The sequence below is a fragment of the Rania fehmarnensis genome (assembly GCF_056494185.1).
On sequence record NZ_CM151398.1, the window covers coordinates 8,863,458 to 8,884,715 of the forward strand.

3 protein-coding genes are annotated in these 21,258 nt (G+C 54.0%); all 3 read right to left on the reverse strand.

All coding sequences use genetic code 11. The features are described from left to right. Positions 1-319 precede the first annotated feature (319 nt). The 3 genes from SH573x_RS29980 to SH573x_RS29990 all read right to left on the reverse strand — a co-directional run bounded on the left by SH573x_RS29980 (position 320) and on the right by SH573x_RS29990 (position 20,882). Positions 320-9,619, reverse strand: a complete 9,300-nt coding sequence (locus SH573x_RS29980) for a DUF1583 domain-containing protein (RefSeq protein WP_479351888.1) — start codon at positions 9,617-9,619, stop codon at positions 320-322. Between the two features lie 137 nt (positions 9,620-9,756). Further along, positions 9,757-19,272: a DUF1583 domain-containing protein gene (locus tag SH573x_RS29985; protein WP_479351889.1), complete on the reverse strand. Its 9,516-nt coding sequence runs from the start codon at positions 19,270-19,272 to the stop codon at positions 9,757-9,759. 626 nt (positions 19,273-19,898) lie between these two features. Continuing rightward, entirely contained in the window at positions 19,899-20,882 is a 984-nt protein-coding gene (locus tag SH573x_RS29990) for a hypothetical protein (RefSeq protein WP_479351890.1), read from the reverse strand. Between the last annotated feature and the right edge of the window lie 376 nt (positions 20,883-21,258).

The following is a 21,258-nucleotide window of genomic DNA, read 5'->3' on the forward strand; positions in this document are numbered from 1 at the left end:
CAACAATGTCAGCATTTTACGCCCCGACGCCCCTCAGCAAGAAGAGTACCGAACGGTATTGGGACAGACACCGGGGTGATTTGCTGGGACAGACCCCGGATTGATTTGCTGGGACAGACCCCGGATTGATTTGCTGGCATTGCATGAGGGTGTCATGTGCGCGTGCTCTGTCCCCGGGCGCGCCCGGGCGCGACGGGGGGAGAAAAGGTAGAGCCAATGACGATGCTTACAGACGCACCGTGGGGACACACACTCCGTTGCGATGCTAGCAAAGCCGCGGGAGTTGTATATATCCCCAAGCGATCATGGCATTGCCGGGTTACTTTGGGGACACGGATAAGAGTTGGGTGGGTATGGATTGGGGCCAGGGAGCGGTTAGGCGGGCTTTACGCACTCGGACGCGACTCTGGTCCGTGTAGTGGAAAACGCCAAACCTAGTGTCGTCCTGAGTGTGATCAATCGGCTCACTCAACACTTGCACGCCATTGAGCCTCAACATGACCTGCCCGGCACCCAAGTCGAGTTCCAGCTTGTTCCAATCGCGAGACTTCAACTCGAACGGCACCGCGGATTTGGCTGAAACCCGGTTGTCAGGTGGCAACTCGCCATAGGTCGTCATCTCTGTTAACCAGTGTAACCGTATGCCCGCGGGATCCAACATAAACACCGTGCGTCCCAAACAGGGATGCACTGCGAATTCTCCAGGCTCGTAAAAAAATTCGTATTCCACATGCCCTTCAGGCTCGAGCGGTTGCTGGTAGTGCAGTACCGACTGCTCGCCAGGACCGGAGTCCGTAGATCCTCCATCAATCAATTCTCCATCCTTTACTGACCAAGCGAGCATTCGTAAATCAAATCGGTCAGTCCCTTCTTGGTAACTGGTCGTCGATCGCCCAACCGCAGGCTGCATCTCGTTCAACCTGCAACTGGGTACGGGTGAAACATACAGCGAACTGAACCAACCGCGCAAATCATGCGCAGGAATCAGATCAACTGACTTGGCAATACTGGGGTGCCCCTCAAACTTGATTTCTCGAATGCTCACATCAAACCGATCAATTGTGTTAAAGCCCACCCAAATTGGTTCAGGCCGCCTAGGCTCGGTGTACATCAATTGATCATCAACATAGTAACTGAGCGAATCCTCATTCACGGTCAGTCGATGTCTTCTCCATATACTGTCTTGTGCATCAGGAAGCATGACAAATAGGCTATCGCCATCGTTCGCACCCGCTACATGGCATTTCGATGGCTCGTTTCCAAATGCCTTAAAGAAAATTCCCGCAGCTGCAAAAAGAACAGCGGAATGCTGGTCGAGTTTCGCTTCGAATTGAAAACTAAAGTTACCTTCCAAGGGATACCTCAAGTACAACAACTCTTGATCTGATCCACCACACGCCTCCAGCCATGATCGACCATCGGTAGACCACCGCGCAGGCATGTTCCCCGAAGCCAGCCCATGCGACTCCAACGGCAAAGTTCTTATCCAACTCGAAAAATCTCGGTCGCCTCCCACAACCTGATCCGGTTTCCAACCTCGCAAACGCAATCGATCTCGCATCCAGCCGTTTAAGTACCGCTGATACCACGTCAACTTCAATCCAACCAACTCCGATGCCAACTGCGCTGCCAACCCAGCCAATGGTTTCGACTGCTCCGTCTGATTCGACAACAGCGTTATCAACTGCAGCGCCAGGATCGGCTTTCGACAATAGAGGGGCTCATCCGGCTTAGCTACAAAATCCTTAACCTGCTGCTTAACCCTACTGCTCAACTCATCCGAAAAGGGCCGCTTCAATGTCGCCAGTACGATCGCCAGTGCAAGCGTCGCCTCCGGTCGCTCCTGACGATATGCAGCTTCAAAGCGCTCGACCAACGAATCTTCCAGACCAAGCTGTTCAGCCATAACGGCCAGCAAGTGATAGTTCGACAGCACCGCCGACTCCCGCGCCGAAGTAGCTTGCCCATGCGGGCTGGGGCCAGAATCATAGATGGCTGAAATCAACCGCACTGGCCCCGTCTCCGGTAATGTCCAATCGATGAGCGAACGATAGGCTTGCCTTTGATCAGAAAAAATTTGTACGCCATGCAGTAGCTGAGCACCGACTTCGTCATTATCGACTATGTAGTAATCGTTTTTTGTATCTACAAACTTCTCCCGCTCACCCAAGTACTTCAGCGCTAGCTCCAGATTTTCATCGCGCAGATACGCATGCACCAATTCTTCACAGATCTGAAGCGAACTGTTGGTCTGTTGATAGAAGCGAACGTTTTTCAACCCAGCGAGTTCCAACGTAAGCTTGATCGCTTTTTCGCGAAGCTTGTCATCGAAGTTCTCTTCGACCAATAGCCGGCGAACGCGAGTCGCCAGACCGCCTACATCACCATTTATTGAGGAGAACTTGGGCTGCAGTCTCTCCAAATAGAATAGTGCATACTCGGCCACAGCCAACCGACTGGCTTTTTGATCCAGTCCAGCCTCAATGGCCTGGACCATGCAATCAATAGGTAAATCGAGCAAAGTTTCACGATTAATGGATTGCAGGAGCTCAATAGCTTGCTGAGTCTGTCCAGCCCGCAGCCACGCATGCGCAATAAGTGGTTTCACTCCATCATCACTCGCACCCCGTGTCAAGCCTTGCGAAGCGCCACGCAAACACTCGACAAGCTGTTGAGTCTTGCCAAGACTAGCCGCATGTTTGGCCAACCGGTCGAAAAGTCCATCACCCTGTTGCGCGCTCAGCGAACCATCCAACGAAGTCACCCGCGGATCGCGCACTAGCTCCTCCACTATCCTCCAATCTTTCAGCCAAGAACATGTCTGTGCATTGTTTCCACTCTTGCGCATCCATTTGTCATCGAACTGCAACAGCCTCCAGATTGTCGAATCGTCATTGTCTTCGCCAGCGGACTCGACGGCACTACCCAACAAACTTCCCAGTGTATTGGTCGTGAACTTCTGTCCGTTGGCTAGCCAATTTGTAACGGCATGTATAGCACAAAACTGCGCCAACTCCGAAAACCCCTGGTCAAGTGCACTCTCGGCCCAATTCAATTCGAGCTCGATCGAATGTCCGGGCAATTCGCTTAACTGACCAATCAAGCGCTGGGCTCCCAAAAAATCCCGCTTGCCCATACAGTTTTGGATCACATCTCCATACACAGCCGCTTGCAGTCGTATATCCCATGAAGCTGCGTTCCGTTTCAACCAGTCGAGCACCGTCTGCACATCCACTTCGGCTCCACTACTAAACCGCAATTCTTGCCACCGAACGAACGCGACAGCCAACATGCGTTGCGACAATCGTTTATTCGATTCATCCAACACCATTTTTGGCGTCGGACTCTGCAAGAGTTGATCGAGGTCTGTGTATGACTGGCGGTTGCTCGTACAAATTGCATATGCAGTTTGTAAACTCAAATCATCCGGTCGACTGGCCCGCAATAGTCGCAGTTGTTCCGCATAAGCAGCGACTTGATTCAGACCCTCTGGCGACTGCTCAAGACGGCGAATGATATCCAACCAAACAGAATGCAATTCGACAGGACGCGTGGAGTCATCAATAAAGTAGGTGGCAAAATTTACCGTAAATTGGTCCGTAGTACTGGCTGGCGGTAAGATGTCTGTGAGCGCCGGACCGCCGACTTTGCGCACCATATCCCGGACTGCTTCTGACCTGACACAAAACCGCTCAACGTCCCCCGCGACATCTTCGCTCAATTTATCCATGCTCGGAAACTCGAGCGAGTCGATCAGCTTGAGTGCATCGGCTAGGGCACCCATTTCCACCAGCAGATCAACCGCCTCACTTATTCGGGAGCAGCTTTGGTAGTCATAGGAATTCAGCTTGTCATGGTTCTCCAAGCGAAAGCGTTTGACATATTTTTCAAGATTGCTCCACAGCAAACTCCGGGCTTCTTGAGGACGATTCAGTTCTACTAAGAGTCGACAGACTCGATAATGTAGCGACGTCCGCAGCAGATAGTATTCTGGGTCATAGACATCTGGCCGAGTCAACTCAAGCTGGTACATTTTCAAAGCCAACTCGCGCATCGGCGCGTGAGATTCGATCTCACTACCGATCAGCCATAGGACATCACTGTCTGGTTCAGGTCGAAAGTCTGGAGTAACGATCGGAGCCAGCAACTCAGTGGCTTGATCACATCGTTTCTGAGCTGCAAGCACCAGAGCTAGCGCGAACTTGCCTTCGTACCAGCCCGGTTGCTCCTCGATGCCTGTGCGAATCTTTTGCGCCAACTGCGCAAGGCGATCGCCATCATCCGCAATCACAGAGATACACGTCGTCAGCCAGTTCGACTGAAACGAGTTGGGCGTGATCTGGTCGCCGCGCAGTAGCAGACTCCAACCATCTTGTGTGGCCCGGGAATGTTGTATGAGAATAGTGGTCAGCCTGTCATGCAGTTCTTCCCGCTCCAGCCACGCCACCTTTTCATTGAACAAGAAATCAAGTCGACTCAGTTGGTTCTTGATGGCAGGCATATCGAGCGATTTGAACAGCAGCGAGTAAGCCTTTTCCGTCATCTCCTCGGATTGTGCCAGTCGCACCACATACAAGTTGGCTTCTGGCGGGACCTTTTGATCTGCAACCTGCAGCAAGGCATCTAACAATTGGTTCTCCCGTTGTGCCGCCGAAACATCGCGATACACCCTTTTAATCAAAGTGCTTAAGCGTCTGGGGCGGACCTTAATCAGCTCCAGCCATAGATCACAAGCTTGGGAATACTGGCCCACATTTCCCAATTGCGTGGCCTTGGCCACCAGCGCCGCTGGGCTGGCAGACTTGCCAACGTCGGCTTCAACCAAACGGGACCTGATGGCTGCGGCTTTATCGTCTAGCTCAGCCAATTCGTAAAGTTCGATCAGCTCCGTTTGAATTCGCAGGCTCTTGGGAGCAAGCTCGTACCGGGCTTCGATCTTGGCGATATGCTCGCTAAGCTTGCCCGCCGATTGGATGACATCGAGTGCATTGCTGCGCTGGTAGTGCGCGGTTGATCGTGAACTACCGTTGAACCGCGGCGCCGTGCGTTGGACGATCTCCATGGCAACCTCGAGAGCTTGTTCCTGCTGACCTCGCTGAGAAAAATAATCCATCAACGACGCTAGTTGAATCGGTGAACCTCCAGATCGTCCACGCAGACGGCGCATCGACTCGTCAGCCAGTTCGTGCAACTGCAGACGATGCATCATTTCAGCCAAGGTCGTCTGCATTTGAGTGTCCAACCGGACGGTCAACAGTCGACGAATCGCCTGAGCCGCGCGATCGCGGTTGCCGAGCATCTCCGCCAGGCGCGCGGCCGCAAACTCACGAATCGTCATATCCTGCTGGTCGCGAGTCGCCATCGCATCGATCGTCTGCAAGGCTTGCTGCTTCAAGTCTTGCCGCAGATACAGGTCCACCAGCAGCAATCTCAATGTCGTCTCGTTGGCAAGCGAGTGTTGTCTGGCAATCTCAGTGGCTCGCTCGAGCAAGTGAATCGAATCACTCACTTTGCCTTGCCAGAATCTGATGTAGGACGCTGTCTGCAGATACTCGACACGTTGACGTGGCTCTAACTCGTCGCCGTGGCTAGCCAATCTGGTAGCCCATTGGTCAGTTTGATCAGCAGCTTTCAAGAACACTTTGTATAAGACGGCCAGATAATCATCATCGGGGCCTAATCCCGAGGGTGGGAAAGCCATCATCTTCCATTGATCGTCGCCCTCTATATCCAAGAATATACGCCGCTCTTCGCCAATCCAGTCCAGATACAGTTGACCACTGGTGGAGTTGGCCTGCGCCGAGAGTCGTTGACATCGTTCCAACAAATCGAAAGTTCGCTGCACATAGACGGGGTCCTCAAACCCCTTGGAGAGTTTCTGCGCAATACGATCCGAACTCACAAAATACTCCACAAAACTGACACCGCTACTTGCCAAATGATTCAGGGTTACGTTTCGAGCGTTGAACGCCAGATCAAGAACTCTCCAGAGCTCGTCATCTGCCTCGTAGTTTGAAAAGTAGTACAGACCGGCCATGGCCCGATCAGGTGTATTGAGCTGCGATTTGTATTGCTCCAGGACTTCTTTCGATTCTTGTTCAAGGCCAGCCTGCGAAAGCTCCGTCGCGTATAAGACGGCGTTGGGATAAAAAGCATTTCCTGTCTGCGCACGGTCGCCATTGTCGATTCGGGCCAGTGTCTCGAGTTGTTTGAGACGATCGACTGCAATAGGTTTGAAGGTTGCGAGCTCCGCGGCAGAAGTCGCACGGCTTTCGTCCGAGGTACTTTTCAAATAGACAATTCGCTCTGCGCGGCGCACCAAGCGTTTCCGGATCAGGTCCCAGCCATCATCTGGACTTAAGTCTAATAGTCGCCAGGCACTATCCCACGTATCCGGACGATAGATGTCGGCTCCCGGCATCGCGTCAATTAGAGTCAGTATGTAGCGCGCCGTGATCCAGTCGCACGTTGCATCGACATCGTCTTGTGAAGAGCGAGCCCGCTGTTCTATCGACTTGTAGAGCTCCAACTCCTGTGAGTCGCCCTCCTCATAGGCACTCTTCAAAAGCACAAAGTAGGCGTAACTACGCGCACAACCGAAGTCAGCCGGCGGCGTTGGCCCTCCCTGATTTGGATTGGAAAGGGCGTGTTCGAGGAACGATATCGAGAAAATTCGGGCAACGCGGGGGCTGGTCGTCGCGTCGCCTGGACGACTGGTGCGATGGCTCACGCTGGCTTGAGTATCCAGCGGAACATTTAGCTGGAGAATTGTCTGAGCGTCCGTAACCGCCGCTTCCCAATCATCGCTCGCAACGTACAAAAGCATCCGGCTGACCAGTACTTCCCAGGCTTGCGGATTGGACTGAAGTACTTTGTCGGCCAACAACAGTCCACGATCAACTGCCTTCGCTTCGCCTAGGCGATAGATTTGCCTGACGACATCGGCATAGTCTTGTTTGGTATCGAGCGTTGAGAGCCACACGAGCTGCGCTTCGTCGAAATAGCCGGCTTGATTCAGGAGTGAAGCCAAGGTCTGAGACGCAGCAACATCGGGCGTCTTTACTATCAGCTCTCGTTGCAACTCGATAGCGCGGTCCAAGTCACCCGCTTGCTGGCATATCGTAACCAACTGCTGCAGCAGCAATGGATCCGGATCCGAAGCTTGCAGCAGCGCTTCCAAAGTTTGACGCGCCAGGCCCAAATCACCTGCTTCTTGATAAGCCGTTGCGATAAGGTCAGCCGTTACGATTCGATTGTTTTGCTCGCGACCGCGAATCTCCAAACGACTGATTAGCTGGTCGAGACGATTGTTGCGCAGATATAATTCTGACAATTTCTTTACTGCGTCACGGCGCGAGCCGTCGGTTGGTGCGCTCTCGAGCATCTTCCAGAATAGTTCAATGGCCTGGTCAGTCTTAAAATCATCCGACAAATGCGTGGCTAACCAATTCAGAGCGTCTTGATTGCGAGGATTGCGCTGCACGCAGCGGCGCAGAGTTTCTAACTTCAAATCGCGATTGCCCAGGCTTTCACACAAGTCCGCATGCGACTTAAAAGCTTCCAGCGTACCGCCAGAACTAGCCAACATTTCTTGGCTGGCTGAGATTGCCAATTCGTTTTGACCACCAGCGGCGTAGAGTCTGGCCAGACTCTCCAGATGTGTCGTCCGAAAGCGGACATCGACTTCGATTAAACGCTGGCGCATCTGAATTGATTCGGCAATCAGGCCGAGCTTTTGGGAGAGGCGCGCAGCTATGTCCAATCCATCAATCGACTGTGGAGATGCGGCGATGCTTTTCTTGATCGCCTGTAAAGCCTCGACAGGTTTATTGGCAGCTTCATAGAGCATGGCCAGTTCGCGCATGCGATCCGCGTCGCCAGGAGCAGCCTCAACGGCAGTCAGGGCTTGTTTGATTTTTTCGGAAAGTTGTCCGGCTGCTTTATAGTTCTCGATCGCCGCATGGAAGAGCCGCGCCAGGTCTTCTGGGTTGTCCGCTTCAGCTCGAGCCCATTGCAATTGCTGCTCGGCTAACGAAAACTCGCGAGCTTCGGTGAGCCACTGGATGTAGCGCAAGCGGTGCATGATCTGCGGTTTGCGCTCGCAGGCCTCGCGCATGACTTCCAAAGCTTCGCCCGTTTGCTGGAACTGGTGCAAGATCTCTGCCAGTCGCACCAGATTTTCCAGCGTGCGCTGGTCGCCCTCGGCCAGCGAGCGCCATACCGCGAGCGCTTCGTCTGGTCGTTTGAGTTGATGTAGAAATTCGCCGAGATACTCTTTGTACTTAGCCTCCTCCGGTGCCATGCGAATTGCTTGTCGATAAAGGTCGATTGCCTCGTCGCTCAACTTGGCATCGCGCAACAGATCAGCCACTCGGGAATACGTGGACGCATCGTTGGGATGCAAAGCTATGAGGCGTTTCCACACGTTGGCTGCCGACATTCGACGTTCGGGTTCGGCAATCTGCGAGTCGCTTAGCAGGACCTGGCCATACTTCACCAGGTAGTCTGGATTGTTACTCTCGCTCGAGAGCAGAACTTCATATTGCTGCGCAGCTTCCTTAAAGCGATGCGCAGTTACGTATGCGTCGATGAGTGTTTGCCGCAGCTTGACATCACTAGGCGAGCGCTGGAGAGCACCGATCAGTGCGGCAATTGCCTGCTCGCTTTGACCTTGCAACGACAGAATTCGGGCCAAGCGCAATTGGACATCAATGTCATCCGGGTGATCTTTGAGCCAACCTTGGTAATATCTGGCCAGACCAGAGTAATCGCCCGATGACATGTGGATGCGTTCGATGCTTCGATGCGCTTCGTCATAGAGAAAGCTACCAGGTCTAAGCTTGATGAGAAGTTGTGCGATCTGCTCGAGAGCATTCTGCTTGTTGCCGAGTTGACTCTGCAGATTGGCAGCTTCCAACGCGAAGGTAACGCGATCGTTTTCATTTTTGGCGGATTGCGCCAAGGCGGTGTATCGCGCAAAGGCTCCTGATAAATCTCCTTCTTCGACGAGCGTTACTGCAATGCGTTGCCGCACGCTGTCATCACCAGGGAAGGCCTGTTCCAGTTTATTCCAGATTCGCAGGGCGTCCTCGACTCGACCTACGCGTTGATAGAGGCGTCCAAGTTCGCGGGCGACATTCAGAAAATCACTTTTCGATGGTTTACGCTCAATGGCCGCCTCGAAGGCTTCGGCAGCGCGGTCCGTGTCACCAATCAACAAGAGTGACTGGCCATGGTGAAACGCAACCTGCGGATTATCGGGCAGCAGAGCACGGGCCCTACCCAGGGCCGTAGCGGCCTGAGCATCTTCACTGCGTTGCAATTGAAGCAAGCCCACAAGATACAAGATGCGGCCTGCTTCGTCCCCGGATGAGGCTTGTGCCTGGTCGCTGAGCCTGGCTATCAACTCCTCGACTGCACCATACTGCACGTGATATGCGAAGACGCGATCTAAAGCAGTGCCCGTAGCTGGGCGCTTTCGCAGTAGCTCTAGAAACTTATCGGCAGCAGCTTGTTCTTTCTGCTGCTCCGTGCTCGGCGGCGTCTGGGCCATGAGTAGTGGCGACGCGCAGATCAGAACAATATGAAAAGTTGCAATTAGCGCGAGTCTTAAAGACATTGGCAGTTCCGAAAGTAGAAACAGCGTCAGAACAGACAGCCCGGTGAAGCAACGCATTGAGTTAACAGATATGGATCATACTGCGAGCTCTGCGCTACATCTTGGTGCTGTCTATGTAATCCGCTGTGGTTACAGCATCATGGGCTAAATAAAGACTCGGGCAATTTGTCTGGCCAGGCACCGCTGAGTTGAACATTGCGGACGCGGACTTTCGTTTTATCTCGATAGTGGAAAAGTCCGAAGGTGGCCGCCGGAGTGGTGAAGTCCCAAGCTTGATCGAGAATTGTCTGATCGTTCAAGATCAATCGAATTCGATCGGCACTGGCTTCGATGCGCATCTTGTTCCAGTCGCCAACCTTCAAATTTAGAGGTATGGCGCCTGCGGCTTTGACTTCGTAGTCGGCCGGTGTACTCCAGGACGAATTGTTTTCGGTCATCCAGTGCCAATGCACCCCGTCGGGTCTGAGCACGAAAGCGGTACGTCCCAGCGCAGGATGCACTTCGAATTCATTGGGATTGTAGAAGAACTCGTACTCAAGCTTGTCACCTGTGCTGAGCGGGTGAGCCAGTTGCACCACCGACTGATGGCCGGGCCCCAGCGTACTGCCTTGCCCGCTAATCAATTCTTCATTTTGAATCGTCCAGTTCAAATCCTTCAATTGATCAGAGGCTACTCCGCCCTGGTAATAGTAGGCTTCGTCATCTGCTGCCTTCTCTTGCTCCGCCATTTTCATGGAAGGTAAAACTTGTCCGTAGTAGCCACCAGTCCAACCGCGTAGGTGATCTTTGCCAAGCAAATTGATCTGCTTGGGAATAGTGGGGTCTCCGGTCAATTTAATGTTCGTAGAACTGCTTTGTGAGTAGCCGCTGGTACGAATACCTAACCACATAACTTCCTGGACTCGAGGTTCTTTATAGACCACCACATCATTTAGTTTTAGAACCAGTGCATCATCCTGTAGCATTGCAGTAAAGCGCAGATCGTCATCTTTCTTGATGTCCTTCAGAATAGAGCGATGCATGTCGCGATAATCTTCTCCCATGAGATCTAAATAGAATTGGTCGCGACCCCAGCTGGCAACGCTGACGGTCATGCCGCCGATCGACATCGATGTTGCCTGGCGGCGATCGAACTTTGTTTCGAACTCGAAGCTGAAGTTTCCAGTCAGTGGATAACGCAGCCACAAATTGTCTTGAGCGAATCCACAAAGGTGTTCGACCTTTGCTTGTCCATCGGTCAACCAAATACTCGGCGTATCACCTTCGTAGAAGTCATGCGCCGAACCATGCGTACTGGATATCCAATGGGCGAGACTGTTGGCTGGTTTCAGCTGGGCGGCATCCGACCAACCGCTTTGATATTGCAACCGTGCCAACCATGGTGACAGGTGGTTTCGCGTAACATTCTTGGAGATTTGCTCGATAATTTGTTGAGACCACTCACGATGATTCTCTTCGCTGGATAACAAAAGTGCCAATTGCAATTCGCCGCTGGGCACTGGGCTGCGAGTCTCAGCGTACTCCTCAGGGAGTGTCAGTTTGCTTAAGCGTTCGGAAATCGCAGTGAGCAACTCGGGAGGTACAGGTTGTTTGAGTGTTGCCAGAGTAATGGCCCAACCCACGTCAGCTCCCGCCCGACCTTGCTTGCGAGCAACTTCGAGTCGCTGCAAGAGATCATCGGTGATCTTGAGTTCTTGAGCGAGCCGAGCCAGGGAATAGAAATTGGAAACGAGGGGCACGGCTGGATCGCAGGTTGGCGCAAACGTAGGATAGTTGCCGCCCACGCTGGCTGGGATCCACTTGGGCAATTCAGCCCGCCGCGACAAGGCGAACAAGGTATGCACGGCGCCATCGCCGCTAAAGGTCCAATCGGCTAGAGTCCGATAGGCTTCCGCGCGGTCAGGCTTTCCTTGAATGCTTTCCAGCGCCCAGCTGCCCACCCAGTCGTTGGATTGGTCAAAGCCCAAATTGTATGCGGGTTCGCGCTGAGCCAAATACTTGAGGGCTTCCGCTGTTTCACCGCGCATCAGCAGGGGTCGAGCAATCTGCTCGTTTTGCCCAATCAACTGTTGAACACCATAATTACCCCCATATCTCTGATTGTTGTGAATCGAGAACTCGATGTAGGTATTGATCGCCGAATCACGTAGCGGTTTGTCCAGGCCGCGCTCAATCGCAGTTGTGCTGACCTTGAGCGCCAAGCTGACGTAGGGTTCAACCTCTTGGTATTGTTGTGTGGGCTTATGGCGTTCGATCAGCGCCAAAGCCAACGTGATTGCTGGCAGTCGGCTGGCATCCTCCTCTAGGCCAACTACAAGAGTTTGCACGCACTGGGCTAGAGGCAGTCCGTCCAGGGCGACTGGATCAATGGCTTTCAATTCTTCAGCAGCTTTGTCTGCATGCTTACCGCGTAGCCACAGATGCGCGGCCAACAATTTTTGTAGATCGGAGCGCGCGGCAGATTTATCACCACTGTCCGAGGGCTGCAGTCGATTGACAATAGCCTCGATCTGCTGCGACTGAGCCGCGCGTTTTGCCAAGCGATCGAATAAACTGTCCACCTCTAATTGATTGCCGCTGTTGCGACCGGCGCTGATTGCCATGGGATTGGGCTGCTTGCCCTCAGGCATTATCCAATCAGTGAGCCAAGTAATAGCCAGAGATGGTTCCAGTTTCTTATCGGACCATAGCCGCTCCAATTCTAGCAGTTTGCGAGCCACCTGATCGCTCTTGGTCTCAGTACCTTCATCACCAAACGGGTTGCTAGTTACAACGCTGGCACGTTGATTGGCACCCAACAGTTGTCCCAATGAGCCGGCGGGTTGAGCAGCGACGACAGCGTTATCTTGGCTGACCACTTTGGGCGCCTGGCTAGAACTGACGATGGCCAGTTCCGTCATATCATTCTTAATCGCATAGACTGCCAAGTCGATCAACGGCGATGACGAGATATCGGACCACTGGGTGACCGAAGCCAACAATTTGGCCGCGCCACTTGTGTCTTTGCGCTCAAGAAACTGTTTGCTCAGCGACGCGACCAAGCCCAGGCGTGTTGTCGGCGTCCACGACTTGGCGTGTTGCGTTAGCCAATCCAATACCGGTTGAACATCGGTCGAGCTCTGCTGGCTATGCGCGAGCTGTTCCCAACGCAAGTAAGCAACCGCCAGCAGTTCATCATATTCCTTGTGGCTCGAATTGACGCTCGGCTGCGCGGCAGGCGTCGCTGGATTGGGAGGGCTGGCTGGAGTGGGTTTCGAATTTGCATTCGATTCAGGTTTAGCAGGCGGATTAGTTGTGGTGGCGGCTACGGGCGGGGTTGGCGGATCGTTGACCAGCTGAGACAGTGCATCGATGGAACCAGGCTGGCTGGATGCAAGAGCTAACGCCACTTGGACACTCAGATCTGCCGGCCGTGACATATGGAGGCCCGTGAGTTGCTCGACTAGTTCTTCGATCTCCTTAGCATTTTCTGGTTTGGCCTGCAAATCGGAAACCAGTTCGAGCCAGACCGAGCGCAGACCGCCGCGGGTGAAAGGTTCATCGTTCAAGGAGATACCAAAATCAACCGCCAGCGGTCCCTTGGCCTGTGCGTCGATCATAGCGGTAATGGCACCGAGCCCACCTGCTTTGCGCACTTCTTCGAGCAACTTTTCAACGCGTTTGTCGAACTCTGGCTCACTAGCACCACCGTAGTTGCGAGCTTTGTCGAAGTCGGATCGATCAACCTCGCGCGCCACTTTCAAGGCATCGGCATAGGCGCCCAGTTCGCTCATGAGATCGATGATGCTGTTAGCAGAACTGATTCGCCTGTAGGCCTCGTATTGTGGATTTCCATAACGCGCTGGATTGGGATTGTTCTTACTGGCTTCCAGTTGGGCGCGTAGCATTTCGCGCCCCTTTTCTTTTTCACCCATTTCAGCGGCCAGGCGACATGCGCGACCCGCCATGGTGTACTGGAATTCATTGTTGGAGCGGTTGGATGGTTGTGCGAGTCCCACATCGTACATCCTGGCCGCTAGCGGTCGCATGGGTGCATGCGTATCGATGAAGCTGCCTATCAACCAGCAAGCGTCATGGGAAATGGGTGGTAAGAAATTGACGTCGATGAGCGGTTCGAGCTGCGAGATGGCGGCATCGTATTGTTTGCGTTCGGCCAGAATCATCCCCAGCCACGCCTTGCCTTCGTACCAATCCGGCTTCTTCTCCAATTGTTGACGAACTGCCTTTTCCAAGAAGTCGACCAACTCCGGCGATTCGACGGCCTTGCGGGTGAGCATCGTGAGCCCATTGGAATTTCGACCATCCGAATTGTAAGACCAACTGCTGAAGAGCGTACTCCAATCCCCAGTGATCGACGATGATGAGGCCATGTAGCCACCCACTAGTTTCTCGAAGATCTCTCGATCAGTGAGTAAGTTAGGTACGTTGCTGAGCACGTTATTCAAGTTCTGCAGATTCGAGCCACGCATATCTCGGCGATCGAGAACTGCCAGCAGTAGTTGCCGAGCTTTGGGATTGGTCTTGTCATTTTGCAACAGTTCGCCGCACAGCTCGCCAACTCGATAGTTTTCAAACTTTTGGACACCGACCTCGAGAACGAGGTCCACCAATTCTTCCAGGCGTTTGGTTTGTTGGAAAGGACGAACGATTTCGTAGTAATCGTTCTGGAACAATTGCGGTTTACGTTTGAGCAGTTTCAAGTAGACATCGCACAGTTCTTTGTGCTTGCCAACAGTCGTTAGCTGTTTGACCATGGCTTCTAACGCAGTTGTACTATCGGCGCTGGGGCTGGTGCTTTTATCTTCGCTATCGAGGATCTTCTGTACTTTGTCGTTCTGACCGGCCGCCACATACATTTCCATCAACTCAGTCTTGATGCGCTGACTTTTGGGGGCGCGTTCCAAGCGTTTTTCAGTGTTGGCGATCAGAGTATTCAGGCGACCAGCCGAGGCCAAAATTTGCAGGGCGCTGGCGCGGCCGGTTTGTTCACTGGTGGTGCTCCGCGAATTTCGACTGCGCACCGGTGCGCTGCGTTGCAGTAGTTCGATAGCGACTTCAGCCGCCTGGGCATCGGAGTTCTGACTCTTGAAGTAGGCCATCAACGTTTGCAGTTGCTGCGTCGAACCACCAGTGCGGCCGCGCATGCGCCGCACTAGATCGTCGGCCAACTCTGGCATGTTCAAACTGTGCATGAGTTTAGCCAGGGCGATTTGCGTGTCGGTATCCAATCGCACACCAAACAATCGTCGCGCCGCCTTCTTGGCTCGCTCTTGATCTCCCAAGGCAACGGCCAGTCGTGCGGCGGCATACTCGCGAACCGTCATGGCACCTTGGTCATAAACCGTGATGCCTTCGATTGCTTGCAGGGCTTCTTGTTTGCGATCTTGACGCAAGAACAGGTCGGCTTGCAGCAATCGCAATTGTGCTTCTTCATGCGATACTTCTTTGGCTGCCAGGTCGATAGCTTGTTGCAAAGTCTTGATGGCCTCATCGGTCCGATCTTGCCACTGCAGGAAGATCGCAGCGACCAACATCCGTTGGACTTGCAAGCGGGGTTCCATCTCGGCAGCGTTCTGTACCAAACGGCCAAGCCATGGTTCGAGATGTGTTTTCAATTGTTCTTCGGCTCGACGATACAGCATCAGCACGTTGTCGTCAGGTCCCAGGCCAGTTGGCGGGAACGAGATCAACACTTCTTGCCCATAGCCATTGACGATGTTGTAGGCGCGTCGCTCCATACCCATACTGCTCAAACGCAACTGTGGCCGACTGACTCGACTTTCGGCCATCAATTGGATGCTGGAATCCAGCAGTTGGAAACAGCGATCTCGATAGGCAGGGTCCTCTGCGCCGGACGAAAGTTTTTTCTTGGCTCGTTCCGGATTGATGAATTGCGTAGTCAGCTGAAGCAACGAGGCGTTGCCGTACGTTTGCTGGACAACAGCCTTGTTCTTAGGGTCCAAGGCTGACTGGATAGCGGCCCATAGCTCATCATCGTTACCGTAGGTGGACAAGAAAGAGATGCTACTGATAGCGGTTTGAGGTGTAACGTCCTTCGGTCGCATTTCATCGATAAAGCTTTTCGCCTGATCTTCCTTGCCTGCCAGCTTAAATTCCGAGGCGAGCATGGCAGGTATGGTGTACCGCTGGACATTTGCATTGAGTTTGTCGCGTGACTGTTCAGCGGTGAAGAGCTTTTTGAGCTGTTGCAGTTGCTCGTCGTTCATGGGCTGTGGCTTCTGGCCGCCACGATCTTGCATACTCATCCGGCTGGAAAGCAGGCTCTGCAATGGATAGCTGCCGGACTCTTCGTCGACTTCGGCTAAGCGCCATACATCCTCCCAGGTTGATGGATTGCGATAATCGCGCTGCGATTGCTGGGCAATGCTCTCCATCATGGTTCGGTTTGCGTACCACTCCCAAACTTGATCGGCCGTAGCATCGGGTTTCATCGCCTGTTCTTTAGAAGCCTCGATCAGGGCGCTGAGCCGTTCGGTATCCTCGTCGCCTATGTGTTTGAGTTGCACGTATCGCGCGTAAGCCTTGGCATGTCCAAAATCCGTCGGGCTAGGCAACTTGTTCGAGTTTGAGTAACCGTAACGTGGGTCGACCAGGTAATAGAGTTCATACAAGCTTTGACGCTGCATGCGCTTGCTATAGTTTCTAGCGTTAGCATTGACATTGGCATTGGTCGGTCGTTTGCTGCGCGCGAGTGCTGCTTGAGCTTCGCTCGAAAGTGTATCTTCGGCCAGTTTCAAGGCCAACACACTGTCAGCATCCTTGGTCGCCTCGGCCCACGCACCGCTTTCGGCGCGCAAGACCATGCGACGGAGCAACATTTCCCAATCTTGCGGATTGGATTCCAGGACCTTATTGGCCAGCTCCAAGGCAGCCCGCTGCTCGCCTCGACCGAAGAGTCGATCAACCTGGCGGCCCAATTCAAGTGTGTCACCGCGAATATCGACGGTCGAAAGCCACAGACTCTGCGCCTCTTCGACTGCGCCTATGTCGATCAACAGCGATGCCAAACGCGCTTGTGTTTGTTTGTTGGGAGTAATGCGCATCAGCTCGCGTTGGAATTCGATAGCGCGATCAACTTCACCTGCTTGTTCACACAGAGCCACCATACGTTCGAGCAACACTGTGTCGCGACCGCTTTCTCGCAAGAGTGTCTCGAGTGTCTCACGAGCCAGGCCCAGATCGCCAGCTTGTTGATACGCGGTAGAGACGAGGTCGGCGGTGGTACGTCGGTCATTGGCTTCGCGACCTCGAAACTCCAATCGGCTGATCAGTTGGTCGAGTCGATTGTTGCGCAGATAAAGTTCCGCGAGCTTGCCGACTGCTTCGCGCTTCTTCTCGATCACATCGGCGCCATCGAGCATCTTCCATACAAGTTCAATGGCCTGGTCCGTTTTAAAGTCGCTGGACAATTGATCGGCGAGCCAGCCTAGTGCTTCTTGACTGCGAGGGTTCAGTCGCAAGCAGCGGCGCAGCGTATCTAGACGTTCATCGCGCAGTCCCAATTGTCCACACAGATCGGCGTAGAATTTAAAGGCTTCGATCGCGCCACCAGCGCCAGTTAACATCTCTTTACCCGTAGCCATGGCCAGATCGTTTTGTCCGCTGGTCGCGTAGAGCGTCGAGAGACGTTGCAGGTGGGCAGTGCGAAAACGTCGGTCGATCTCAACCAGGCGTTTGCGATACTCGATCGACTCAGGTAACCGACCAGCGTCCTGCGCCATTCGGGCGGCAACGTCGAGTGTTTCGACTGCGCTGGGGTCGGCAGCGATGGCTTTTTCAATGGCCTTGAGTGCGTCGCTCGGTGCTTGGGCTGCTTCGTGTAAGACGGCCAATTGTCGCCATTTTTCACCATCAGTCGGTGCAGCCTCGGCGGCCGCAGTGGCTTCGGTAATACGTTGTGGTAGTTCGCCAGCTGTTTGATAGGCTTTTACCGCAGCTGTAAAGACACGAGCGCGATCTTCGACGCTCTCTGCTTCGGTTCGAGCCAGCGTTAATTGCTCGTTAGCTTGCTCATGCTCTTTGGCATCGACTAGCCATTCCGCATAGCGCAGACGATGGGCGACCTGCGGTTTTAATTGGCAGGCTTCGGCCATGGTCTTCAGAGCTTCTTCGGGTTGTTGGAATTGATGGAGTACTTCGGCCAGTCGCACGAGATTGTCGCGCGTGCGTTGGGCACCTTCGGCCAGAGATCGCCAGACCACTAGGGCTTCGTCGGGACGTTTGAGTTGATAGAGATATTCGCCCAAGTATTCTTTGTGTTGTGGCTCTTCGGGTGCCAGCTTAATTGCTTGTCGATATTCAGCGATCGCTTCGTCGTTGAGTTTTGCGCCGCGCAGCAGGTCGGCCACTTGCGAATGCACGGCAGCGTCGTTGGAACGTGCGCTAAGGAGACGTTTCCAAACTTCTGCCGCTGACTTTTGGCGCTTCTCTTCGGGGATAGAGTTATCACTCATCAAGACCTGGCCGTATTTGACCAGGTAGTCAGGATTGTTGTCGCCACTAGCGATGAGTGGTTCAAACTGTTTTGCTGCTTCTGCAAAGCGGTTGTCCGTCAGGTATGCATCGATGAGTGACAACCGCGGAGCGGGGTCATTGGGCGCCCGCTTGATGGCCGCTTGAAATTGCTCGATGGCTTCTGCGCTGCGACCTTGCAAGGATAAGGTGCGAGCCAAACGCAACATCACGTTCAAGTCGTCAGGATGATTCTTGACCCAGCGCTGATAGTATTCTGTCAAGCCAACGTAATCGCCGCTGGACAAGAAGATGCGTTCCACGCGACGGCGGGCTTCGTCGTACAGATAACTGCCGGGGCGGAGTTTGGTCAGCATCGCATCCAGTTCGTCGGTGGCCTGTTGTCGTTGACCAAGTTGGCTGCGCAGATTCGCAACTTCCAATGCATAGCCCACGCGATCGTTTTCGACTTTGGCAGATTTGGCGAGGGCTTCGAAGCGGGTAAGAGCGCCTTTGAGATCACCTTCTTCGGCCAGTGTGGATGCGATGCGCTGACGCACGCTATCGTCGCCTGGAAAATCTTTCTCGAGTGTATTCCAGATCCGCAGGGCATCATCAACGCGACCTGCACGTTGGTAAAGACGTCCGAGTTCGCGGGCTACATTCAAGTAGTCGGCGCGGGCCGGTTTGCGGGCTACGGATACTTCGAAGGCTTCGGCAGCTCGATCGGTATCACCGACTAAGATCAAGGCCTGTCCGTGATGAAAGGCGACCAAGGCATTGTCTTTTAGAAGATTTTGCGCGGTAGCCAGTGCTTTGACGGCTTGAGCATCTTCGCCACGTTGCAATTGCAGCAGTCCAATTAGAAACCACAGACGACCCGCGTCGTCGCCTTGCGCGGCGTTGGCTTGAGTTGAGAGATCTTCGATCAGCGCTCCGATGGAACCGCGTTCAACGTGGTAACCGAACACGCGATCCAGCGCAGTTCCGCTGGCCGGTCGTTTCAGCAGCAGTTCCAGGAACTTGTCAGCGGCCGTCTTTTCTTTTTGTTCTTCTGGGCTGAGCGAAGTTTGATCGCTAGCGGCCTGCCATGCAAAAACATTAGATGTTGGCAGCGCGTATAGAAATAGAAGACAGCAGCTTATCAATGCAGAAATTGCCCAGGGGCGAAAGCAACGCATTGCGACTCTCCCGATTGATAGATAGCGCGACCCAGAGCGGCCCACAGCATATTGGCCTGGACGATTATACATGGCGGCAAAGACGGGAGGCAGTCTGTCCCCGTAACCGAAGTCGCCAGACTTTGGATGAGCGGGGGGACAGAGCACGCGCACGGCGCCGCCGGTCAATGCCAGCAAATCAGACCAAGGTCTGTCCCCCAATGCTCCAGCCCGGGGACATACCCCCGATCAGCTGCCCATGCTCGTGGTCTGTCCCCGTAGCCGAAGTCGCCAGACTTTGGACGGTAGAACGGAGGCGAAACGGCCGGGGACAGGGCGAAGCGGCCGGGGACACAGCACGGACGGTAGAACGAGGGACAGAGCACGCGCTCGGCGCCGCCGGTCAATGCCAGCAAATTGAGCCCAGGGTCTGTCCCCCAAAGTTCGAGCCCGGGGACATACAGGACATACACCGGATCAACCTTTCGTCCTGCCGGTCCACACGTCTGTCCCGTCTGTCCCCGCTCAGGCTGAAATCCAGCGTTGCTAGGATCAGAGATTGTGCGGGGACATACAACGGAGCGGCGGGGACGATGGTTCTACGATCCAAAGTCTGGCGACTTCGGCTACAGTCGTTTCTGCCACTGTTAGGCTAGATAGTCACCAGAGATGCCGAGCCCGCGGCCGAGTTGGCATTCGCATACCAGCTTGGCGAAGCAGAACATCCAGAGCGTCAGTCGCGGAACCTCTTTGATAGCCGCCGCGGCTTCACTGCGAATGAAGTCGATATTGGCCTGGCCGCGAAGTACATTTTGTTCGCGATAGATAATGGTCCACACGCAAGCCCAAACTCGGCGGAACCAAGGCGGGTAGTCGCGAGACTCACCAACCAGGATGCGTTCGTGCATGGCTTGTAGTGACGGGACACATGTGATCCAGGGCCCCGCTGCGGCATGCGTCTCACACTTCGTTGCGTTCTTGGGAACCAGATTGCAAGCACCCTGCGCGATAACCCACCACAGCCTCTCCTCGATTTCGGCCAGCGCTGGCCGCTCGACGGAAAACGGATCTTCATACGGCAGAATCATCCACTCGGCTTGGTCAAATCGCACCGACCAACGCTGCTTGTCCCACAATGCGGTGCAGTCTAGATGTAGCGTCAACCCCGCGGGTATCGCAGTGGTGCTCAAAGCTTGTTGCAGCCGCACCGCCTCTTGACGTAAAAGGCTAGTCCAATCGCGATTATTGACTTCGGCGCTGAGCGGAATTTGACAGGGCTCGATGCCCAGCAAACCAACCCAGGTCTCGAAATCAATTGACGATTTGCCCTCCGAAGCCTGATTGACCGGCGCCTGACGCCGGGTGTACGCAAAATTATCGTCACGATCGAATACCCAATTCGGCTGCCCAATGGGCATTATTTCCAGCATCGGCAGCAATCCTTCACTGCTGGCAAAGTCCCATAACTGCCGCGCCGAGGTCAAACGGTCACCCTCGGCATGCTGCCGAGTCAGTTCATTGATGGTCTCCATCAGAGGCTTAATTCGCTGGGCAACTGGATCGCGAGCAGCCAGGGTCAAAGACTGTAACCATTGCTGCGTAAAGGACTTATCGCTGGTTCCGGAACTCATGTGGGTCTTTATTCGAAAGGTCTAACTGTAGTCGTAACTCGGTCCGAATCGCGCGGCCCGCTCTGGGGCTGCGTCGGACGAGTGGGGTGGTTTAACAAATCGGTGCCCCGCTGGATAGCCATCCACGCCAGCATTTTTTCGAACCTTTATCACTCTGGTGCGTCCAAAGCAATTTGAGGTGTTTAGCGCCACTCCATGTAAAATGTGGGGTGGAACCCATTTATGGCATAAGGGTTCCTGCGTGTGCATTTTTGCCTTGGCTTCCGGCCTGGGTAATTAAGACCTCGGCTTTCGGCCCATGTGGCAGGTCGTAAGAGGGGGTCAGCAGTAAACATGTGGTACTGAATGGTTGCAGTACATGACACAGGCTGGAAGC

What these genes read in the sequence shown, in the direction of transcription:
- SH573x_RS29980 (WP_479351888.1), bottom strand. Translation starts at nt 9,619, where the DNA reads ATGTCTTTAAGACTCGCGCTAATTGCAACTTTTCATATTGTTCTGATC.
- SH573x_RS29985 (WP_479351889.1), bottom strand. Translation starts at nt 19,272, where the DNA reads ATGCGTTGCTTTCGCCCCTGGGCAATTTCTGCATTGATAAGCTGCTGT.
- SH573x_RS29990 (WP_479351890.1), bottom strand. Translation starts at nt 20,882, where the DNA reads ATGAGTTCCGGAACCAGCGATAAGTCCTTTACGCAGCAATGGTTACAG.